20 protein-coding genes are annotated in these 18,347 nt (G+C 73.2%); 4 read left to right on the top strand and 16 right to left on the bottom strand.

The window, feature by feature from the left end; all coding sequences use genetic code 11:
* Window positions 1-134: 134 nt before the first annotated feature.
* From JS521_RS05710 to JS521_RS05695, 4 genes are all read right to left on the bottom strand, one after another.
* On the bottom strand, window positions 135-350 hold the full coding sequence (locus tag JS521_RS05710; protein ID WP_205081625.1) for an I78 family peptidase inhibitor: 216 nt from the start codon (window positions 348-350) through the stop codon (window positions 135-137).
* 355 nt (window positions 351-705) lie between these two features.
* Window positions 706-1,671: a helix-turn-helix transcriptional regulator gene (locus JS521_RS05705; protein WP_205081624.1), complete on the bottom strand. Its 966-nt coding sequence runs from the start codon at window positions 1,669-1,671 to the stop codon at window positions 706-708.
* 61 nt (window positions 1,672-1,732) lie between these two features.
* A complete protein-coding gene (locus tag JS521_RS05700) occupies window positions 1,733-2,605 on the bottom strand; it encodes a transferase (RefSeq protein WP_205081623.1) in 873 nt (290 codons plus the stop codon).
* On the bottom strand, window positions 2,602-3,885 hold the full coding sequence (locus tag JS521_RS05695) for a glycosyltransferase family 4 protein (RefSeq protein WP_205081622.1): 1,284 nt from the start codon (window positions 3,883-3,885) through the stop codon (window positions 2,602-2,604). Before JS521_RS05695 ends, JS521_RS05700 begins: the two co-directional genes overlap by 4 nt.
* 506 nt (window positions 3,886-4,391) lie before the next feature.
* Between JS521_RS05695 and JS521_RS05690 the strand changes: the two genes are divergently transcribed.
* Together JS521_RS05690 and JS521_RS05685 are read left to right on the top strand one after the other, a co-directional pair.
* Window positions 4,392-5,174: a DUF8842 C-terminal domain-containing protein gene (locus JS521_RS05690; RefSeq protein WP_205081621.1), complete on the top strand. Its 783-nt coding sequence runs from the start codon at window positions 4,392-4,394 to the stop codon at window positions 5,172-5,174.
* A gap of 137 nt (window positions 5,175-5,311) precedes the next feature.
* Window positions 5,312-5,644: a hypothetical protein gene (locus JS521_RS05685; protein WP_205081620.1), complete on the top strand. Its 333-nt coding sequence runs from the start codon at window positions 5,312-5,314 to the stop codon at window positions 5,642-5,644.
* 78 nt (window positions 5,645-5,722) lie between these two features.
* Here the strand turns inward: JS521_RS05685 and der are convergent, their stop codons facing one another.
* The 5 genes from der to aroH form a co-directional block, all read right to left on the bottom strand.
* Window positions 5,723-7,192: a ribosome biogenesis GTPase Der gene (gene der, locus JS521_RS05680; protein WP_030631001.1), complete on the bottom strand. Its 1,470-nt coding sequence runs from the start codon at window positions 7,190-7,192 to the stop codon at window positions 5,723-5,725.
* Between the two features lie 76 nt (window positions 7,193-7,268).
* Window positions 7,269-7,925, bottom strand: a complete 657-nt coding sequence (locus tag JS521_RS05675; RefSeq protein ID WP_205081619.1) for a lysophospholipid acyltransferase family protein — start codon at window positions 7,923-7,925, stop codon at window positions 7,269-7,271.
* Complete coding sequence (cmk, locus tag JS521_RS05670; protein ID WP_205081618.1) at window positions 7,922-8,617, bottom strand: (d)CMP kinase; 696 nt, start codon at window positions 8,615-8,617, stop codon at window positions 7,922-7,924. Before cmk ends, JS521_RS05675 begins: the two co-directional genes overlap by 4 nt.
* 130 nt (window positions 8,618-8,747) lie before the next feature.
* Window positions 8,748-9,833, bottom strand: coding sequence for a prephenate dehydrogenase (locus JS521_RS05665; RefSeq protein WP_205081617.1), 1,086 nt, complete (start codon window positions 9,831-9,833; stop codon window positions 8,748-8,750).
* Complete coding sequence (gene aroH, locus JS521_RS05660) at window positions 9,830-10,192, bottom strand: chorismate mutase (protein ID WP_030799581.1); 363 nt, start codon at window positions 10,190-10,192, stop codon at window positions 9,830-9,832. Before aroH ends, JS521_RS05665 begins: the two co-directional genes overlap by 4 nt.
* A gap of 251 nt (window positions 10,193-10,443) precedes the next feature.
* On the opposite strand from aroH, the gene JS521_RS05655 reads away from it, so the two are divergent.
* Together JS521_RS05655 and JS521_RS05650 are read left to right on the top strand one after the other, a co-directional pair.
* The gene (locus JS521_RS05655) at window positions 10,444-10,869 is read left to right on the top strand and encodes a Rieske (2Fe-2S) protein (protein ID WP_205081616.1); all 426 of its coding nucleotides are present in this window, start codon (window positions 10,444-10,446) and stop codon (window positions 10,867-10,869) included.
* Window positions 10,870-10,925: 56 nt separating this feature from the next.
* Complete coding sequence (locus tag JS521_RS05650; protein ID WP_205081615.1) at window positions 10,926-11,648, top strand: nucleotidyltransferase domain-containing protein; 723 nt, start codon at window positions 10,926-10,928, stop codon at window positions 11,646-11,648.
* Here the strand turns inward: JS521_RS05650 and JS521_RS05645 are convergent, their stop codons facing one another.
* From JS521_RS05645 to JS521_RS05615, 7 genes are all read right to left on the bottom strand, one after another.
* Entirely contained in the window at window positions 11,649-12,674 is a 1,026-nt protein-coding gene (locus tag JS521_RS05645) for an ADP-ribosylglycohydrolase family protein (RefSeq protein WP_205081614.1), read from the bottom strand.
* Window positions 12,671-13,435 (bottom strand): NUDIX hydrolase, encoded by a 765-nt coding sequence (locus tag JS521_RS05640; protein ID WP_205081613.1) that lies wholly within the window; start codon window positions 13,433-13,435, stop codon window positions 12,671-12,673. The genes JS521_RS05645 and JS521_RS05640 overlap by 4 nt, the downstream gene beginning before the upstream one ends.
* The gene (locus JS521_RS05635) at window positions 13,432-14,511 is read right to left on the bottom strand and encodes an AAA family ATPase (RefSeq protein WP_205081612.1); all 1,080 of its coding nucleotides are present in this window, start codon (window positions 14,509-14,511) and stop codon (window positions 13,432-13,434) included. Before JS521_RS05635 ends, JS521_RS05640 begins: the two co-directional genes overlap by 4 nt.
* Window positions 14,508-15,164, bottom strand: a complete 657-nt coding sequence (gene pnuC / locus JS521_RS05630; protein WP_205081611.1) for a nicotinamide riboside transporter PnuC — start codon at window positions 15,162-15,164, stop codon at window positions 14,508-14,510. The genes JS521_RS05635 and pnuC overlap by 4 nt, the downstream gene beginning before the upstream one ends.
* A 130-nt stretch (window positions 15,165-15,294) precedes the next feature.
* Window positions 15,295-16,587, bottom strand: coding sequence for a pseudouridine synthase (locus JS521_RS05625; protein ID WP_205081610.1), 1,293 nt, complete (start codon window positions 16,585-16,587; stop codon window positions 15,295-15,297).
* Window positions 16,587-17,249 carry an SMC-Scp complex subunit ScpB gene (gene scpB / locus JS521_RS05620; RefSeq protein ID WP_205081609.1) on the bottom strand — a complete coding sequence of 221 codons (663 nt, stop codon included), beginning with the start codon at window positions 17,247-17,249 and terminating at the stop codon, window positions 16,587-16,589. The genes JS521_RS05625 and scpB overlap by 1 nt, the downstream gene beginning before the upstream one ends.
* Window positions 17,246-18,328, bottom strand: a complete 1,083-nt coding sequence (locus JS521_RS05615) for a segregation/condensation protein A (protein WP_205081661.1) — start codon at window positions 18,326-18,328, stop codon at window positions 17,246-17,248. The genes scpB and JS521_RS05615 overlap by 4 nt, the downstream gene beginning before the upstream one ends.
* Between the last annotated feature and the right edge of the window lie 19 nt (window positions 18,329-18,347).

Raw genomic sequence — 18,347 nt, 5'->3', positions numbered from 1 at the left:
CCCCCCCGGGGGGGGGCCGGGGGGGGGGGCGCCGGGCCCCCCCCCCCCCGGGGGGGGGCCCCCCCCCCTTCCCGCCCCCCCCGCCCCCGCGGGGGGGGGGGGCGGGGGGCGTGCGGGGCGGGTCGCCCAGGGCCTCAGCCCACCCAGCAGCGCGTCACGGTGTCGTCCTCGACCTGGAAGTTGAGCCGGCCGTGGCGGAACTCCATGGTCAGGAACGTGCCCGGGGGAACCGCCCGGACCGTGTCCCAGCCGCGGGTCCTGGCCTGCCGCTCGGCGGCGTCGGCGGCGAGGCCGACGTACGAGTCGGTGGCGTCGTCCGGCTGTGCGGGAGGGGTCGGTAGAGATGCCATGCCCTCACCGTAGGCGGCCCCGGACCGTGACGGAAGGCGGGGCGGGCCGGGCGTTCCGCTGCATCTCCCCATGCCGTGGCGGTCACGCTTGTGTCACAGGATCCCCACACGCGTATACGCGGCCCTATTCACCCGAACGGACCGGAAGGAGGCCTCGGCGTGCAAAAGCCGAGCCCTTCGTTCACCGGTACGAGGAGGGCATCGGCGGCCTTCCGAAATCATGGGGTGACCTGCTTCTTTTACCATCGGAGCGGGCTGTCGCCCGAATGGCCGCGACACCGGGAATTCCCGCCCTCTTAAACCGCTCTTTCCTTTCTTCACCGCCCCTCTCCCGCCCCGCCCGCCGCTCGGAGTCTCACGGCCCGTCGAGCGCCCGCGTGAGCCGGTCCCGCGCCTCCCGCAGCACCTCGGTGAGTTCGGGAGGCTCGACGACCTCGAAATCGATCCCCATCATCAGCACGTGGATCACCAGCACGGCGAGGTCCGGCGCCCCGGCGGTCAGCCGGCAGGTGTCCACGTCCACGGCCTCCAGGACCCCGGCGGACGGCGAGACCCGCTGAACGGCCTCCGCCAGCGGGGCCTTCAGCAGGATCACGGCCCGGGCCGCGTAGGCGGAGACCGCGACGCCCTGCGAGACGTACGCCGCCAGATCCTCCGCGGGCGGGGTGCGCGGGGTGAACCGGGGGCCGTGCGGCGGGGTGGGGGTGACCCGGTCGGCCCGGAAGGTGCGCCAGTCCGCTCGGTCCAGGTCCCAGGCGACCAGATACCAGCGGTGCTCGGTGCAGACGAGACGGTGCGGTTCGACCGTACGGCGGGAGGACTCCCCGCCGTGGGCCCGGTAGGCGAACCGGAGCCGCTCGGCGTCGCGGCAGGCGGCGGCCAGGTCGGTGAGGACGCCGGGGTCGACCGCGGCGGCGTCCGGGCCGCGCAGCATCGGCACGGTGAACGCGCCGAGCGCGCCCACCCTGCGGCGCAGCCGGTTCGGCAGCACCTGTTCGAGCTTGGCCAGCGCGCGTACGGAGGACTCGCCAATGCCCTCGATGCCGTGCCCGGCGGCCGTGCGCAGGCCCACGGCGACCGCGACGGCCTCCTCGTCGTCCAGCAGCAGCGGCGGCAGCTCGGCGCCCGCCCCGAGCTGGTAGCCGCCGCCCGTGCCCCGGCTGGCGTTCACCGGATAGCCCAGCTCGCGCAGCTTGTCGACGTCCCGGCGGACGGTGCGCGGGGTGACGCCGAGCCGGTCGGCCAGATCGGCGCCGGACCAGTCGCGGTGGGCCTGCAGCAGGGAGAGCAGGCGCAGCAGTCGTGCCGAGGTCTCCAACATACGAGGGAGTCTGCCAGGGGTTGCGGACAGGACTCGTCCGCAGCCCCTGGCTCCCCTCGGCTCAGCGGTCCGCGGGCCCGGGCGCCAGGCGGACGCAGAGATCGTTGTCGGCGGTGTAGCAGGGGGTGGCGAGCACTCCGTCGGCGGCCGGGCGGGCCGGGTAGACGAAGGACTTGGTCCGGGACCAGACGTCGTCGAGGATGCGCGAGATCCTGACCCCGCGCGCCCCCTCGGCCGGGACCAGCCACAGCTGCCAGAGCTGCTCCTCGCGCACCGGCCCGGCGACCAGCTCGGCGAAGGGCAGCGTGGAGACGAAGCCGCCGGACGGGCCGTCCGGAGCGGCGAGCGGGAAGCGGTGCACCCGCGTCGGCTCGCCCGGGAGCCGGGCCTCCACCACCGCCCCCTCCCCCGCCTCGACGCCGTACAGCACGCCCTCGGCCTTCATGCCCGACCGGCCGGGGACGACGGCTCCCGCCTCGGCGTGCGGGGCGCGGACCCAGCAGCGCACGGCGAGCCGGCCGTCGAGGGTCGGGTAGGGGATCCGGGCGCTGACGCTCAAAGACCCGGTGTCCGGGCAGCGGTCGACCAGGGCGCGCAGGTCCCGCAGCCCCGGCTCGACGACCGTCTCGGCAGGCTCTGAGCTTTCGGGGCCCGGCTCTTCGACATACGCGTCCCAGCGGCCCTCGGGCAGTTCGGCGGTGGCCGGGAGCACCGCCCGCAGCCGCCCGGGCCCCGACCTGCTGAGCGGTATCCGCACCGTGCCGCCGGGCTTGCGGCCCGCCGCGCCACGGCGGCGCAGGAGCAAAACGGACGCGGGGGCGGGAGCGGGGGCCGGGCCGGGCAGGTCGGTCAGGTCGGTCAGGTCGGTCAGGTCGAAGGTGAGCGTTCCGGCGCGGTCGGCGGCGCAGTCGGCCCGTACGGCGGTGGCACTCATGAGGTCCTCCCCTTGCGGAGCATGTCGGCGGCCTTGTAGCGCAGGGAGTAGGCCCCGTCGAGGACGCTGCCCCGGGTGCGGTGCAGCGCGGTGCGCAGGGCGCCGGGCCCGTGCCCCTGGGCGCCGCGCGCGACGAGTTCGGCGAACAGGCTCTCGTGGCGCTCGGCGATCCGTGCCGGGTCGAAGCGGGCCGAGGCGCTCAGCGCGGCCGCGCCCATCCGGTGGCGCAGGTCGTCGTCCTCGATCAGCTGGAGCAGCGCGGCGGCGATCGCGTCCGGGTCGCCGACCGGCACCAGACGGCCGTCGACGCCGTCCTCGACGATCTCGGCCGGACCGTGCGGGCAGTCGGTGGCGACGACGGGCAGCCCGCCGCGCATCGCCTCGACGATCGTCATGCCGAAGGACTCGCGGTCCGAAGTGACGGCGGCGATCGACCCCTTGGGCCACTCGGCCTCCATCGGGTTGGCCGAGCCCATCAGGAACACGTGGTTGTGCAGGCCGAGTTCGTCGACGAGGGTGCGCAGCGCGGCCTGTTCGTCGCCGGTCGCGTCCCCGCCGCCGTAGATGCGCAGCCGCCAGTCGGGGCGGGCCGCGGACACCTGGCCGAAGGCCCGCACCAGAAGGTCGTAGCGCTTGACCCGGTGCAGCCGGCCCGCCGCGACGACCCACTTCAGGTCGCCGCCCGCGGGCGGGCAGCCGGGCTCGGGAACGGCGTTGGGGATGGCCTCGATCCGTACGCCCGGCAGCTTCAGCCGGGCGCGGTAGTCGTCCGCGTCGGCGCGGGTGACGGTGGTGAGCGCATCGAGCAGCGTGTAGCGGTGGGCGATCTCGCGGCGCAGCCGGTAGCTGTGGCTGTCGAGCGTCAGGTGCTCCTGGCCGACGCGCACCGGTCCGCGGCGGGTCTGCCGGCTGAGGTGGACGTTGAGTCCGGGTCGGGTGCCGACGACGACGTCCGCCTCGATCCCCTGGAGGTGGGCGGCGATCCGGGCGTCGGTGAGCCGGCTGTACTGCTTGTGCCTGGTGTCGCCGCGCGGGAACACGGTGGCGGGCCGGGCGTGTTCGGCGTCCTCGCCGTCGTAGGTCGCGCTCTTCTTCCGCAGGTCGACGAGGTGGCGCAGCGTCACGCCCTCGGGTGCGCCGAGGACGGGGGCGTCACGGTGCCGGAAGACGGACACGATCTCGACGTCGTGCTGCTCGGCGAGCGTACGGGCGAGCGTGAACGTCGTCCGGATCGTTCCTCCGATTCCATAGGCATTGTGCAGAAGAAAAGAAATATGCATGGTGTCGCTGTTTCCCCTGTCGACCTGACCTTGTCAAGACTGTACGTCCCGGCGGATTTCCGTCCGAAATACGCCGGGAAATCCCGGAGCGTCCGCGACATTGCGCACGGAATCCCCGGTTCCGTCACCGCACCGCCGCTGACCTGCGGGTTCCGGAGGTTGTTCATCCGTTTGACCGCAGGCCCGGAAGTGACCGGACCGCGTCCGCGGACCCGCCGGTGCGCCAAACCGGCGCCTACCCGCCGCCCGTTCGCCAACGCTTTCCTTTCGAGCTTGACGTAGGAAAATGCCGGGAGGTTGCCCGTGCCCCGGGAAAACTTTCCGGACGGGACTCGAGGGACTTACGCCGACCGGGCGACAGCCGCACGTCGACTGCTCGATGTAGCGATGTGTCGACCTTGCGGCACTTCCGTGCGCCCCGGTGCGTGACCCCGGCCACGGATCCCGCGTTGTCTCTTCATGAGCCGGGAACCACCCGGCCCACGCACCGAGTTCGAGGAGCCCCCGTGCCGCGCATGCTCGACGTCAGTCAGGACGTACGCGCCGAGATCGGCGACGACGAGGCCGACCGGCTGCTCGTCGGCGACAACGCCCCGGGCAGTTACGACTGCACCTCCTGCCGGACCCCCGGCGACTCCGACCAGGAACGCACCAGCACGGTCCTGTTCATCGGCGACGAGACCGCCGTCCTCGCGTTCGCCCACGCGACGTGCATCCCCTCGCAGGTCGTCAAGGTCGCGGAGGACCAGCTCCAGGGCGCGGTGCGCAGCATCACCGGCAGCGAGCAGAAGAACACGGAGGGGCTCATGCCCGAACAGGCCGTCCTCGGCATCACCAGCGGACTCGTCCTCATCGAGGACGATCTGCGCCCGGCCCTGGTCGTCGAACCGACCGGCCCGGTCGCCCGGCCCGGCACCGACGGCAGCGGGGGCGACGAGTTCCTCCAGCTGCTGCTGGAGCAGGGTTTCCGCCCCGCCCCCGACATGAACCGGCTGCCGGAGGTCCTTCCGGGCTGGTCCGTGCTGCTGGCGGTGGGCCAGCTGCACGCGGTGCTGCAGCCGAGCGCCGGCGGCGGCAACCCGGTCGCCTGGTGGCAGGCGCACCAGCCGCTCCAGGTGACCGACGGCTGGCGGGCCGCGGTCAACAAGTCGCAGACGGTCCTCGTCTTCGCCGCCCCGGCCGGCACCATCGGCCAGCAGCCGCGCGAGGACCTGCTGCGGGACGCGCTGGAGAAGGCCGCGGTCAACGGTCTCCTGGTCGCCGCGTCCATGCCGCTGGCCGGGACCTGAGCATGTCCGCCCGGCTCGGGAGCCCCCGCCGAACAGCGATTTCTCCGGCGGGGCCGCATCCGACGGACGGCGAGGTCGTTGGCACCTACGTGCACTCATACGACTCCTCCCGCCAGCATCAGAGTCAGATCCCTGCCATGCGCCCTTCGCAGGATCCGTCGGGGGGCATGTCCCCCACCCCGATCTACGACGCGCTGTACTCCGAGTACCGGCGCTCGTTCCGGGCGTTGCCGGGCGACCGGAGCGGCGAGGAGAATCTCGGCTTCGCGGCCTTCGGCGCGGGCCTCTTCGCCTCCAGGACCCCGCTGAGCGGTCACCCCGCACCCTCCGGCCACAGCGGGCACAATGGCCAGAGTGGGAGCGGCGGGCAGAGCCAGCACACCGGCAGCCTCGGCTCCTGGCAGCGGGTCGGGCGGCACGCGGGGCGGCCCCGGCCCGCGGCGCTGCCACCGGGGTCACGGGACTCCTGAGTCCGTACGAGGAAGCCCCGGACCGCTCGCGCCAGAGGCGAGCGGTCCGGGGCTTCGTCGTGCGCGTGCGCGCCGGTGCTACTTGTTGCGGCCGCGCTTCTCGCGTACCCGGACGGAGATGTGGATCGGGGTGCCCTCGAAGCCGAACTCCTCGCGCAGCCGGCGCTCGACGAAGCGGCGGTAGCCGTGCTCCAGGAAGCCGGAGGCGAAGAGCACGAAGCGCGGGGGCTTGGTGCCCGCCTGGGTGCCGAAGAGGATGCGCGGCTGCTTGCCGCCGCGGATCGGGTGCGGGTGGGAGGCGACGATCTCACCGAGGAAGGCGTTCAGCCGGCCGGTGGGGACGCGGGTCTCCCAGCCCTCGATCGCGGTCTCGATCGCCGGGACCAGCTTCTCCATGTGCCGGCCGGTGACGGCCGAGACGTTGACGCGCGGGGCCCAGGAGATCTGCGCGAGCTCCGTCTCGATCTCGCGCTCCAGGTAGTAGCGGCGCTCCTCGTCGAGGGTGTCCCACTTGTTGAAGGCGACGACGAGGGCGCGCCCGGCCTCCACGGCCATGGTGATGATGCGCTGGTCCTGGACGCTGATCGACTCGCTGGAGTCGATCAGGACGACGGCGACCTCGGCCTTCTCCACGGCGGCGGCCGTACGCAGCGAGGCGTAGTAGTCCGCGCCTTCCTGGAGGTGGACGCGGCGGCGGATACCGGCCGTGTCGATGAACTTCCAGGTGATGCCGCCGAGGTTGATCAGCTCGTCGACCGGGTCGCGGGTGGTGCCCGCCAGCTCGTTGACGACGACCCGGTCCTCGCCCGCGACCTTGTTCAGCAGGGAGGACTTGCCGACGTTCGGGCGGCCGATCAGGGCGATCCGGCGGGGGCCGCCGAGCGCGGTGCCGAACTTCTGGGCCGGGGCGTCCGGCAGGGCCTCCAGGACGGCGTCCAGCATGTCGCCGGTGCCGCGGCCGTGCAGCGAGGAGACCGGGTAGGGCTCGCCGAGGCCGAGGGACCACAGGGCGGTGGCGTCGGCCTCGCCGCTCTGGCCGTCGACCTTGTTGGCGCAGAGGACGACGGGCTTGCCGGCCCGGCGCAGCAGCTTGACGACGGCCTCGTCGGTGTCGGTGGCGCCGACGGTGGAGTCGACGACGAAGACGACCGCGTCGGCCGTCTCGATGGCGTACTCGGCCTGGGCGGCGACGGAGGCGTCGAGGCCCAGCACGTCCTGCTCCCAGCCGCCGGTGTCGACGACCTTGAAGCGGCGGCCGGCCCATTCGGCCTCGTAGCTGACGCGGTCGCGGGTGACGCCGGGCTTGTCCTGGACGACGGCCTCGCGGCGGCCGATGATCCGGTTCACCAGGGTCGACTTGCCGACATTGGGGCGGCCGACGACGGCGAGCACGGGGAGCGGGCCGTGACCGGCCTCACCGAGGGCGCCTTCGACCTCCTCGGGGTCGAAGCCCTCCTGCGCGGCGAGCTCCATGAACTCCGCGTACTCGGCATCGCCAAGCTCTCCGTGCTCGTGGCCCGAGCCGTCGGAGTGAATCTGGTCGTTCATGAAGTCCGTTCCTCTTTGCATCATCATCGATGGGCCGCGATCAGCGCGGCCCACTACTCAAGTTCTCAAGTCTGGCCTATCGGCCGGTGAGGCGCTTGGCGCTTTCCAGGTGGGCGGTCAGCTTCGCCTGGATCCGCACGGTCGCCTCGTCCAGCGCCTTGCGCGTACGCCGCCCGTCGCCGGCGCTCGCGTCGAACGCGTCGCCGAAGACGACGTCGACCCGGCTGCGCAGCGGGGGCAGCCCCCGTATCAACCGTCCGCGGCGCTCGGTGCTTCCCAGGACGGCCACGGGGACGATCGGAGCCCCGCCCCGTACCGCGAAGTACGCGAGTCCGGCGCGCAGCGAGGCGAAGTCTCCTTCGCCGCGGGTGCCCTCCGGGAAGATCCCGAGGACGCCGCCGTCCTCCAGTACGCCGAGCGCGTGGCTGATGGCGGTGCGGTCGACGACTCGGCGGTCCACCTCGATCTGGCCGATCCCGTGCAGGAACGGGTCGAGGGGGCCGACGAACGCCTCCTTCTTGATCAGGAAGTGCACCGGTCGGGGTGCGGTGCCCATCAGCATCGGTCCGTCGATGTTGTGGGAGTGGTTCACCGCGAGTATGACGGGTCCGGCGGCGGGCACGCGCCACGCGCCGAGGACCCTGGGCTTCCACAGCCCGTACATCAGGCCGATGCCGATGGACCGCCCGACGGCCGCTCCGCGCAGCGTGGGCGCGCCTGTGGCATCGCTCACGCGGCGACCCGCTTCCCCTCGACGAGGGTGACGACGCACTCGATGACCTGCTGGAGGGTCAGCTCGGTGGTGTCGACCTCGACGGCGTCGTCCGCCTTGGCGAGCGGGGAGGTCTTGCGGCCGGAGTCGGCGGCGTCCCGCTTGATGAGGGCCTCGCGGGTGGCGGTCAGGTCCGAGCCCTTGACCTCGCCGCTGCGGCGGGCGGCGCGGGCCTCCGGGGAGGCGGTGAGGAAGATCTTGAGGTCGGCGTCGGGCAGCACGGTGGTGCCGATGTCCCGGCCCTCGACGACGATGCCGCCGGTCGCGGCCGCGGCGATGGAGCGCTGCAGCGCGGTGATGAGGGTGCGCACCTCGGGGACGGCGCTGACGGCGCTGACCTTGGAGGTGACCTCCTGGGTGCGGATCGGGCCGGAGGCGTCCTCGCCGTCGACGGTGATCGTCGGGGCGGCGGGGTCGGTGCCGGAGACGATCACGGGCTTGGCGGCGGCGGTGGCGATCTCGTCCGGGTTGCTCACGTCGATGCCGTTGTTCAGCATCCACCAGGTGATGGCCCGGTACTGCGCGCCCGTGTCCAGGTAGCTCAGGCCGAGCTTGGCGGCGACGGCCTTGGAGGTGCTCGACTTGCCGGTGCCCGAGGGCCCGTCGATGGCGACGATCACGGAGGAGCGTGCGGTTTCCACGGTGGTGGACACCTTCCTGGTACACGGGGTGGGGATGGACGGGCCAGGGGACGGCCTCGTACCAGGTTACCGAGTACCGGAGGTGCCCTTGTACCCCGTACGGGGGAGGCGTCGGCCACCCCCCGCGCCTCCCCCGCCAGGCTCAGCCGCGGATCGACCAGCCGCGTTCGGTGAGAGCGGCGCTCAGCACGGCGGCGGCGCTGGGTTCGACCATGATCTGCACGAGACCCGCCTGCTGGCCGGTGGCGTGCTCGATGCGGACGTCCTCGATGTTGACGCCGGCCCGGCCGGCGTCGGCGAAGATCGCGGCCAGCTCACCCGGCTTGTCGCCGATGAGGACGGCGACGGTCTCGTACGCGGTGGGGGCGGCGCCGTGCTTGCCGGGAACCCGGACGCGGCCGGCGTTGCCGCGCCGCAGGACGTCCTCGATGGCGTGGGTGCCCGCGCGCCGCTTGTCCTCGTCGGCGGAGTGCAGCCCGCGCAGCGCGGTCACGGTCTCCTCCAGGTCGGCGGCGACCCCGGCGAGGACGTCGGCGACCGGGCCGGGGTTGGCGGAGAGGATCTCCACCCACATCCGGGGGTCGGATGCGGCGATCCGGGTGACGTCGCGGATGCCCTGGCCGCACAGGCGTACGGCGCTCTCGTCGGCCTCCTCCAGCCGGGCGGCGACCATCGAGGAGATCAGCTGCGGGGTGTGCGAGACGAGGGCGACGGCCCGGTCGTGGGCGTCGGCGTCCATGACGACGGGGACGGCCCGGCACAGGGCGACCAGCTCCAGCGCGAGGTTGAGCACCTCGGTGTCGGTGTCCCGGGTCGGGGTGAGGACCCAGGGGCGCCCCTCGAAGAGGTCGGCGCTGGCGGCCAGCGGCCCCGACCGCTCCTTGCCCGCCATCGGATGCGTACCGATGTACGGGGTGAGGTCGAGGCCGAGCGCCTCCAGCTCGCGGCGCGGGCCGCCCTTGACGCTGGCGACGTCCAGGTAGCCCCGGGCCACCCCGTCGCGCATGGCGGTGGCGAGGACGGCGGCGGTGTGCGCGGGCGGTACGGCGACGACGGCGAGGTCGACCGGGCCGGCGGGCGGCTCGTCGGTCCCGGCGCCGAGGGCCGCGGCGGTGCGGGCCGACTCGGGGTCGTGGTCGACGAGGTGCACATGGATGCCCCGGCCGGCCAGTGCGAGGGCGGCGGAGGTGCCGACGAGCCCGGTTCCGATGACGAGGGCGGTTCTCACTGGGCGATGTCCTTGCGCAGGGCGGCGGTGGCGCCGAGGTAGACGTGGCTGATCTCGGCGCGCGAGAGGTAGGTCTCGACATGCACGAGGATACGGACGACCCGGGGCATCGCCCCGTCGATGTCCAGCTCCTGGGCGCAGATCAGGGGTACGTCGACGATGCCGAGGCCGCGCGCGGCGGCGGCCGGGAAGTCGCTGTGCAGATCGGGGGTGGCGGTGAACCAGATGCTGATCAGGTCGTCGGCGACGAGCTCGTTGCGTTCCAGGACGGCGGTCAGCAGCTCACCGACCCGCTCGTCCATGTGCCCGGCCTCGTCCCGCTCCAGCTGGACGGCGCCCCGGACCGCTCGTACCGCCACGTCGCACTCCTCGTTCTTCGCTGCTCTTCGGCGCCCCGGACCCGGCGCTTTCCGGCGCGGCCCGCTGCCCTCCCAGCCTAGATCGGCCGCGGCGGACGCGATCAGGGTGTTCCGTCCGTGAGACGGGCGGGGCGCGGCCGTCGGAGTCCCGTCCGCCACCCGGGCGGGCGCACGGTCCGCCCGGTTGCTTCGCGTGGGGGCCCGCCGCCGCCACGATGGCCCCCACCGACCCGCCACCGAAGGAGAGCCCCATGAACGCACGGCGAAGGACGGTGCTGGCCGCGGGGGCGGCGGGCGCCGCCGCCCTGGCCACCGGCTGCGGATCCTCCGACGGGGACGGCGGCGAGGACGCCAGCCCTACGCCGAGCGCGCCGGGGGACGCAACGGACGGGGCGGAGCTGGCCCGGACCGGGGACATCCCGGTCGGCGGCGGCACCGTCTTCAAGGAGCAGAAGATCGTGGTGACCCAGCCGGAGGAGGGCGAGTTCAAGGCGTTCTCCGCCGTCTGCACCCATGCGAGCTGTCTCGTCTCGACGGTGAGCGACGGCACCATCAACTGCCCGTGCCACGGCAGCAAGTTCAGCATCACGGACGCGGCGGTCGAGGCCGGCCCGGCGACCCGGCCGCTGCCCGCCGAGCAGATCAGCGTCTCGGGCGGGGCGATCCGGCTGGGCTGAGGGCGCCCCCGAAATCCCGGGGACGCCGCGGCCTGCTCCCCCGTACGCTCGCGGCCATGATCACCGCCACCGACGAGGCACTCGTACGCGACCACACGGTCTACGCCTGCGTGATGGGTTCGCGCGCGTTCGGACTGGCCACGGAGGACAGCGATACGGACCGGCGCGGCGTGTTCCTGGCTCCCACGGAGCTGTTCTGGCGGTTCGAAAAGCCGCCGACGCATGTCGACGGGCCCGCGCCGGAGCAGTTCTCCTGGGAGCTGGAGCGCTTCTGCGAACTGGCGCTCCGGGCCAATCCGAACGTGCTGGAGTGCCTGCACTCGCCGCTGGTGGAGTCCGTGGACGACACCGGACGCGAGCTGCTGGCGCTGCGCGGGGCGTTCCTCTCCCGCCACGCGCACGGCACGTTCGTCCGGTACGCGCTGGGCCAGCGGAGAAAGCTGGAGGCGGACGTACGGGTGCACGGCGCGCCGCGCTGGAAGCACGCGATGCATCTGCTGCGGCTGCTGGCGAGCAGCCGGGACCTGCTGCGTACGGGCGAACTGCGCATCGACGTCGGCGAGGCCCGGGAGGCGCTGCTGGCGGTGAAGCGGGGCGAGGTGTCCTGGGCGGAGGTGGAGCGCCGGATGGACCGCCTCGGCGAGGAGAACGACGAGGCGGCGGCCCGGTCCCCGCTGCCGCCGGAGCCGGACCGGGCGGCCGTGGAGGACTTCCTCGTGCGGACCCGGCGGGCTTCGGCGGTGCGGGCCCCAGGGGGTGTCAAGACACCCCCTGAGTGATCAGGCGTCCCAGAGTGCCGCTAGGGACAGCAGGTCGCTGCGGTACTCGATGCGCTCGGACCACTCCTTGGGCCAGGCCGCCGCGCCCAGGTGTGCCCCGGCCAGCGCTCCGGTGAGGCACGCGATGGAGTCGGAGTCGCCCCGGGTGCAGGCGGCCCGGCGCAGGGCGGTGACGGGCTCCTCGGGGAAGAGCAGGAAGCAGTGCAGGGCGGTGGCGAGGGCCTCCTCGGCGATCCAGCCGTCGCCGGTGCGCTCGCACGGGTCGGTCTCCGGCGACGGGTCGCGCAGGGCGTCCTGGACGGTTCCCAGGGCCGCCAGGCACTCGTCCCAGCCGCGCTGGATGTACTCCCCCGGCGAGGCGTCGCCCGCGTGGCGCCAGAGGTCGCCCAGCCAGCGGGTGTGGTACCGGCCCCGGTTCTCCAGGGCGTAGCTGCGCAACTGGCCGATCAGGCCGAGCGGTTCGGCGCCCTGGGCGAGCAGGAACACCGCGCGGGCCAGCAGGTCGGAGGCGGCCGGCGCGGTGGGGTGGCCGTGGGTGAGGGCGGCCTGGAGCTGGGCGGCGCCGGCCCGCTGCTCCTCGCTGAGGCCGGGGATCAGACCGACGGGGGCGACCCGCATGTTGGCGCCGCAGCCCTTGGAGTGCGTCTGGCTGGCCTCCTGCCAGAGACGGGTGCGTTCGAGGAGGCGGCAGGCGGTGAGGCAGGTGTTGCCGGGGGCGCGGTTGTTGTCCGGCGAGTGGTACCAGGCGATGAACTCGGCGCTGACCGGGCCCACCATCCGTTCGGGGGTGAGCAGTCCGCTGTCCATGGCGGTACGGATGCCCCGGCCCAGCGCGATCGTCATCTGGGTGTCGTCGGAGACGACGGCGGGCTCCAGCAGGGGCATGTGCCGCCAGGGGCCGAACTTGGCGAGGATCGCGGGCACGTCGTTGAACTCGGTGGGGAAGCCGAGCGCGTCACCGAGCGCGAGCCCGGTCAGGACGCCGGTGGCGGCCTGCTTGGTGAGGGGCGGGGTGGCGAGGGTCATCGGTCTCGTCCTTCCGGTCCGGAGGGGGAAGCGTCGGTGCGCTGGGGGCGCAGGAGCGGCGGGTGCAGGGCGGTGGCGTCGCCCGCCCGGTAGAGGGCGGCGGGTTTGCCCCGGCCTCCGGTGCGGCGCGGCGGGCCGTCCACCGGCTGGACGAAGCCCGGCGCGCTCAGGACCTTGCGCCGGAAGTTGGGGCGGTCCAGCTCGACGCCCCAGACGGTCTCGTAGACCTGCTGGAGCTCGCCGAGGGTGAACTCCGCGGGGCAGAACGCGGTGGCCAGGCAGCTGTATTCGAGCTTGGCGCCGATCCGGTCGTGGGCGTCGGCGAGGATCGTGTCGTGGTCGAAGGCCAGCGGCCCCGTGGAGCCGGCGTCCCACCACCTCGCGCTCGCCGCGTCGCCGCCGCCGCGCGGTTCGGGCAGGTCCGGCAGGAGTGCGGCGTACGCGACGGAGACGACCCGCATCCTCGGGTCGCGGTCCGGGTCGGTGTAGGTGCGCAGCTGTTCGAGGTGGAGCGCGCCGATCGCGCCGGGGCCGAGGCCGGTCTCCTCGGCCAGCTCGCGGCGGGCGGCGTCCTCGGCGGCCTCGCGCGGCAGCAGGAAGCCGCCGGGCAGCGCCCACCGGCCCCGGTGGGGCTCCTGGCCGCGTTCGACGAGCAGCACGTGCAGCCGGGCCTCGCGGACGGTGAAGACCGCGAGGTCGACGGTGACCGCGAACGGGGCGTAGGCGTGCGGGTCGTAGCCCTCGGGGGCCGGGGCGCTCATCGTTTCTCCGGGAGGGGTGCGGCGAAGTCCCAGGCGGTGGCGAGGAGTTCGTCGACGGCGGCGACGGCGGCGGTGAGCCGCGCCTCGGGCGGGCCGGTCATCTCGATGAACCGCCGTCCCGTACGGGTGAGTTCGGCGCGGAAGCGGTCGGTCATCCAGGGGCGCAGCTCCTCGCCGTCGCGCAGCCCGTCGTCCTCGAAGGCCACGCCCTCGTGGTCGGTGAGCAGCCACAGGTCGTGGTCGACCCGGTCGGCGATCTCCTCGACGAGGGGGTTGCGGCCGCCGACGTACCGCTCGTGCCAGACGGTGGTGGCGAATGAGTCGGTGTCGCAGAAGAGGACCGGGGATCCGGCGCGAGCGGCGGCCTCCTCCCGGTCGTTCTGGGTTGCGGCGATGAGCGGGAAGTCGTCGGTGGTGAACGTGACGTCCTCCCAGGCGGCCCCCGGCCACCGTGCACGCAGGGCGGCGAGCTTCTCCTCGCTGTACTCGCGGCCGTACTCGGCGACGTACCCCGTGCGTGCCCACACCCCGCCGCGCGCCCGGTAGTGGGCGGCGAGCGCGCGGGCGAGGGTGGTGGTGCCGGTGGACTCCGCCCCGAGGACGACGACCCGGCAGGCGAGGCCGGCCCGCACGGGCGGCTGGAGGAAGTCCCAGCAGTCGGCCGGGTCCGCGCGCACAGCGGTGCCGGAGACCGGGAAGAGGGTGCGGTCGGGGTCGACGAGCACGGAGTCCGCGCCGAAGCGACGGCCCAGCTCCTCCCCGTACGCCTCCGAGGTGAAGACCGCGTCGACGCGCTCGGGCACGGCCGCCGTGAAGACGGCCATGTGCGCGTCCCAGACCGCCGGATCGTTGACATCCATGTGCGTGTCGTCGACCGCGCCGACCACCGTGACGTCCGGGTGGACCTCGCGCATCCAGGCGACCCGGTCCGCGAGCGGGATCGACTCCACGGAGGCCGCGCAGACCAGGACGGTCAGCCGTTCGCAGCGGTCCTGGGCGGTCCGGACGAGGTGGTGGTGGCCGGCGTGCGGCGGGTAGAACTTGCCGAGGACCAGGCCGTGTTCGTAACGCTTCATGCGGCGGCCACCTCCGGGGTCCGGGCCTCGCGGGCGGTCAGGTCGCGGTGCCAGTTGCGCAGGCCGACCAGGCAGAGCGCGAGGAACCCGGCGTACAGCAGCGAGGTCAGATACAGCCCCTTGTGGGCGTAGAGCGGGATGTAGACCACGTCGGCCGCGATCCACAGCCACCAGGACTCCAGCCGCTTCCTGCACTGCCCGTACGTCGCCATCAGCGAGAGCGAGGTCGTCAGGGCGTCCCAGAACGGGACGGTGGAGTCGGTGGCCCGGGACAGCAGCAGCGTGATCGCGGCGGTCCCCATCACCCCCGCCGCGAGCAGCCAGGCCCATTCGGTGCGGGTCGTGCGGCGCACCGGCAGGACCGAGGAGCCTGGTCCACCCCCGTGGGTCCAGGTCCACCAGCCGTACGCGGCGAGGGTGATGAAGACGATCTGGAGGCCGGCGTCGGCGTACAGGCCGGCCTGGGTGAACAGCAGGATGAAGAAGAGGTTGTTGGCGATGCCGATCGGCCAGTTGGCGAGGTGCTGGCGGGCCACGAGCCAGACGCACAGCGCGCCGCTGCCGAAGCCCAGCACCTCGGTCCAGCTGACCGGGGTGTCCAGGATCGTCACCAGGGGCTGTTGCAGGGGATCGAGTACGTCCGCGAGACTCACGCCCACCTCCTTCTTTATAGTCACTCTGACTATAAAGGGTGGGCGAGGGCAGCGAAAGGCCCCCCGCCGGTTCTGTTCGAACTTTCCGAACGGATACCGGCCGCGGGCCTGGGTGAGGAGCTGGAGCTGTCTAGAGGCCGACCTCGCGCATCAGCATGCCGACCTCGGTGTTGGTGAGGCGGCGCAGCCAGCCGGACTTCTGGTCGCCCAGCGGGATCGGTCCGAAGGACGTCCGCACGAGCCGCTCGACCGGGAAGCCGGCCTCGGCCAGCATCCGGCGCACGATGTGCTTGCGGCCCTCGTGGAGGGTCACCTCGACCAGGTAGTTCTTGCCGGTGTTCTCGACGACGCGGAAGTGGTCGGCGCGGGCGTACCCGTCCTCCAGCTGGATGCCGTCCTTGAGCCGCTTGCCGAGGTCGCGCGGCAGCGGGCCCTGGATGGCGGCCAGGTAGGTCTTCTTCACGCCGTACTTGGGGTGCGTGAGGCGGTGGGCCAGCTCACCGTGGTTGGTGAGCATGATGATGCCCTCGGTCTCGGTGTCGAGCCGGCCGACGTGGAACAGCCGCGTCTCGCGGTTGGTGACGTAGTCGCCAAGGCACTGACGGCCGTCCGGGTCCTCCATCGAGGAGACGACACCTGCGGGCTTGTTCAGCGCGAAGAAGAGATACGACTGGGCGGCGACAGTGAGGCCGTCGACCTTGATCTCGTCCTTGTGCACGTCGACGCGCATGCCCTGCTCGACGACGATCTCGCCGTTGACCTCGACACGGGACTGCTCGATCAGCTCCTCGCACGCGCGGCGCGAGCCCATGCCGGCCCGGGCGAGGACCTTCTGCAGCCGCTCGCCCTCCTGCTCGGCGCCCGGGTGCGTCTTGGGGAGGTTGATCTCGGGCTTGTTCGCGTACCGGTCGCGGTTGCGCTGCTCGATCTTGGCGTCCAGCTCGCGGGGGCGCGAGGGGGAGCCGCCACGCCTGAAGCCGCCGCCGCTGCCGCCCTGCGAGGACTTCGGACCGCCCTTGGCGCCGCCGCGGGCCGCCGAGCCACGGCCCTTGCGGGGACCGTCCTCGCCGCCGCGGGCGCCGGGGGCGTCGTTGCCGACGTCGTAGCGGCGCTCCTCGGGACGGGGACGGCGGGGACGCTGGTCGCCGCCGTCGCGCCCGCCCTGGTAGCCGCCGCCCTGGCCGCCGGGACGACCACCCTGGCCGCCGCTCCGGCCGCCCTGGCCGCTGCCGCCGCGTCCGCCGCCCTGACCGCCGGAGCGTCCGCCCTGGCCGCCGCCCTGACCCTGGCGGAAGGACCCGCCGCCGTCACGCCCGCCCTGACCGCGTCCGCCGCCCTGGCCGCCGGGACGACCACCCTGGCCGCCGCTCCGGCCGCCCTGGCCGCCGCTGCCGCTTCCGCTGTTCCTGCCACTGCTTCGCATCAAAATTCCGTCTTGTCGTCTGCGTGAGTATCCGGGGTGTCCGGTGCGTCCGGATCGAACGACGGCACACCCTCTAGCGTCTCAGCCTCGATCGCGTCCGCCTCCGGGAGGAAGGGCGCGAGCTCCGGGAGCTCGTCCAGGCCGCGCAGGCCCATTCGCTCCAGAAAGTAGTTCGTCGTCCTGTACAGGATCGCACCTGTTTCGGGTTCCGCGCCCGCCTCGGCCACCAGGCCCCTCTGGAGGAGGGTCCGCATGACCCCGTCGCAGTTGACTCCGCGCACCGCCGAGACCCGCGAGCGGCTCACCGGCTGCCGGTACGCGACGACCGCCAGGGTCTCCAGCGCGGCCTGGGTGAGCCGGGCGTGCTGGCCGTCCAGGACGAAGCCCTCGACGGCCGCCGCGTACTCGGGCCGGGTGTAGAACCGCCAGCCGCCCGCCACCAGCCGCAGGTCGAAGCCCCGGCGCTGCACGGTGTACTCGTCGGCCAGCTCCCGCAGCGCGTCCGCCACGGCCCGGCGGGGCCGCTGGAGCACCTTGGCGAGGTGGTCGACGGTGGCGGGCTCGTCGACGACCATGAGGACCGCCTCCAGAGCGGGCTTGAGGTCGAGCGAGGCGACCCCGCCCTCGTCCCGCCCCTGGTCCTGGTCCGGCTGCTCGCTCATTCCCGTACGCCCTCCTCGTCCGTGCCCCCGCCATTGAGCTCCTGGTCGAACTCGTCCGTCACCACCGGCTCCGCGCCCTGCCCGCCGCACCAGGCAACCAGCAGGTCGCCCAGCGCCTCGTCCTGGTCGAGGGTGACGGCCTTCTCGCGGTACAGCTCCAGCAGGGCCAGGAAGCGGGCGACCACGGTCAGGGTGTCCGGCGCGTCCTCGGTCAGCGCCTGGAAGCTCACCGCCGCCCCCGCCTCCCGCAGCCGCTCCACCACGAGGCCCGCCTGTTCCCGGACGCTGACCAGCGGGGCGTGGATGTGGTCGACGTACACCTGGGGCTTCGGCTTCGGCTGCATCGCCTTGACGGCCAGCTTGGCGAAGCCCTCGGGCCCGATGCTGATGACCACCTCGGGCAGCAGCGCGGCGTGCTGGTCCTCCAGGCCGACCGTGCGGGGGTGGCGGCGGGCCTCCGACTCCAGGCGGTCCTGGAAGATCTCGGCGATGTGCTTGTACGCGCGGTACTGGAGCAGCCGCGCGAAGAGCAGGTCCCGCGCCTCCAGGAGCGCCAGGTCCGCTTCGTCCTCCACCTCGGCGGCGGGCAGCAGCCGGGCGGCCTTGAGGTCGAGCAGGGTGGCGGCGACGACGAGGAACTCGGTGGTCTGGTCGAGGTCCCAGTCGGGGCCCATGGCACGGATGTACGCCATGAACTCGTCGGTGACCTTGGAGAGCGCGACCTCGGTCACGTCCAGCTTGTGCTTGGAGATCAGCTGGAGGAGGAGATCGAAGGGGCCCTCGAAGTTCACCAGCCGGACGGTGAACCGCTTGTCGTCAGGCTCCGGCTCCGGAACCGTCTCCGGCTCGGTCGCGCCCTCCGGCTCGGCCACCGGTACGGGAACGGCTTCCGGCTCCGGTACGGGCTCCTCCCGTACGGCCTCGGGCTCGGGGACGGGCTCCTCCCGTACCGCATCGGGCTCCGGCACGGGCTCAGGGAACGCCGCCTCCGGCTCCCGTACGGGCTCCGGGACCGCCACGCCCGGCCCCCGCCCCAGGGCGCGGCGGCGCGGGGCGGCGGGGTCCTCGGGCGTGGGCATGGTGGTCCAGGGGTGGGGC

Source organism: Streptomyces durocortorensis (assembly GCF_016901035.1).
Taxonomy (GTDB): domain Bacteria; phylum Actinomycetota; class Actinomycetes; order Streptomycetales; family Streptomycetaceae; genus Streptomyces; species Streptomyces durocortorensis.
Note: the sequence above shows the minus strand (reverse complement) of the source record. Positions and strands in the feature narration are given on the sequence as shown.

Excerpts from the sequence above, each read along its gene's own strand:
- JS521_RS05710 (WP_205081625.1), bottom strand. The coding sequence starts at position 350 with ATGGCATCTCTACCGACCCCTCCCGCACAGCCGGACGACGCCACCGAC.
- JS521_RS05705 (WP_205081624.1), bottom strand. The coding sequence starts at position 1,671 with ATGTTGGAGACCTCGGCACGACTGCTGCGCCTGCTCTCCCTGCTGCAG.
- JS521_RS05700 (WP_205081623.1), bottom strand. The coding sequence starts at position 2,605 with ATGAGTGCCACCGCCGTACGGGCCGACTGCGCCGCCGACCGCGCCGGA.
- JS521_RS05695 (WP_205081622.1), bottom strand. The coding sequence starts at position 3,885 with ATGCATATTTCTTTTCTTCTGCACAATGCCTATGGAATCGGAGGAACG.
- JS521_RS05685 (WP_205081620.1), top strand. The coding sequence starts at position 5,312 with ATGCGCCCTTCGCAGGATCCGTCGGGGGGCATGTCCCCCACCCCGATC.
- der (WP_030631001.1), bottom strand. The coding sequence starts at position 7,192 with ATGAACGACCAGATTCACTCCGACGGCTCGGGCCACGAGCACGGAGAG.
- JS521_RS05655 (WP_205081616.1), top strand. The coding sequence starts at position 10,444 with ATGAACGCACGGCGAAGGACGGTGCTGGCCGCGGGGGCGGCGGGCGCC.
- JS521_RS05650 (WP_205081615.1), top strand. The coding sequence starts at position 10,926 with ATGATCACCGCCACCGACGAGGCACTCGTACGCGACCACACGGTCTAC.
- JS521_RS05645 (WP_205081614.1), bottom strand. The coding sequence starts at position 12,674 with ATGACCCTCGCCACCCCGCCCCTCACCAAGCAGGCCGCCACCGGCGTC.
- JS521_RS05640 (WP_205081613.1), bottom strand. The coding sequence starts at position 13,435 with ATGAGCGCCCCGGCCCCCGAGGGCTACGACCCGCACGCCTACGCCCCG.
- JS521_RS05635 (WP_205081612.1), bottom strand. The coding sequence starts at position 14,511 with ATGAAGCGTTACGAACACGGCCTGGTCCTCGGCAAGTTCTACCCGCCG.
- JS521_RS05625 (WP_205081610.1), bottom strand. The coding sequence starts at position 16,587 with ATGCGAAGCAGTGGCAGGAACAGCGGAAGCGGCAGCGGCGGCCAGGGC.
- scpB (WP_205081609.1), bottom strand. The coding sequence starts at position 17,249 with ATGAGCGAGCAGCCGGACCAGGACCAGGGGCGGGACGAGGGCGGGGTC.
- JS521_RS05615 (WP_205081661.1), bottom strand. The coding sequence starts at position 18,328 with ATGCCCACGCCCGAGGACCCCGCCGCCCCGCGCCGCCGCGCCCTGGGG.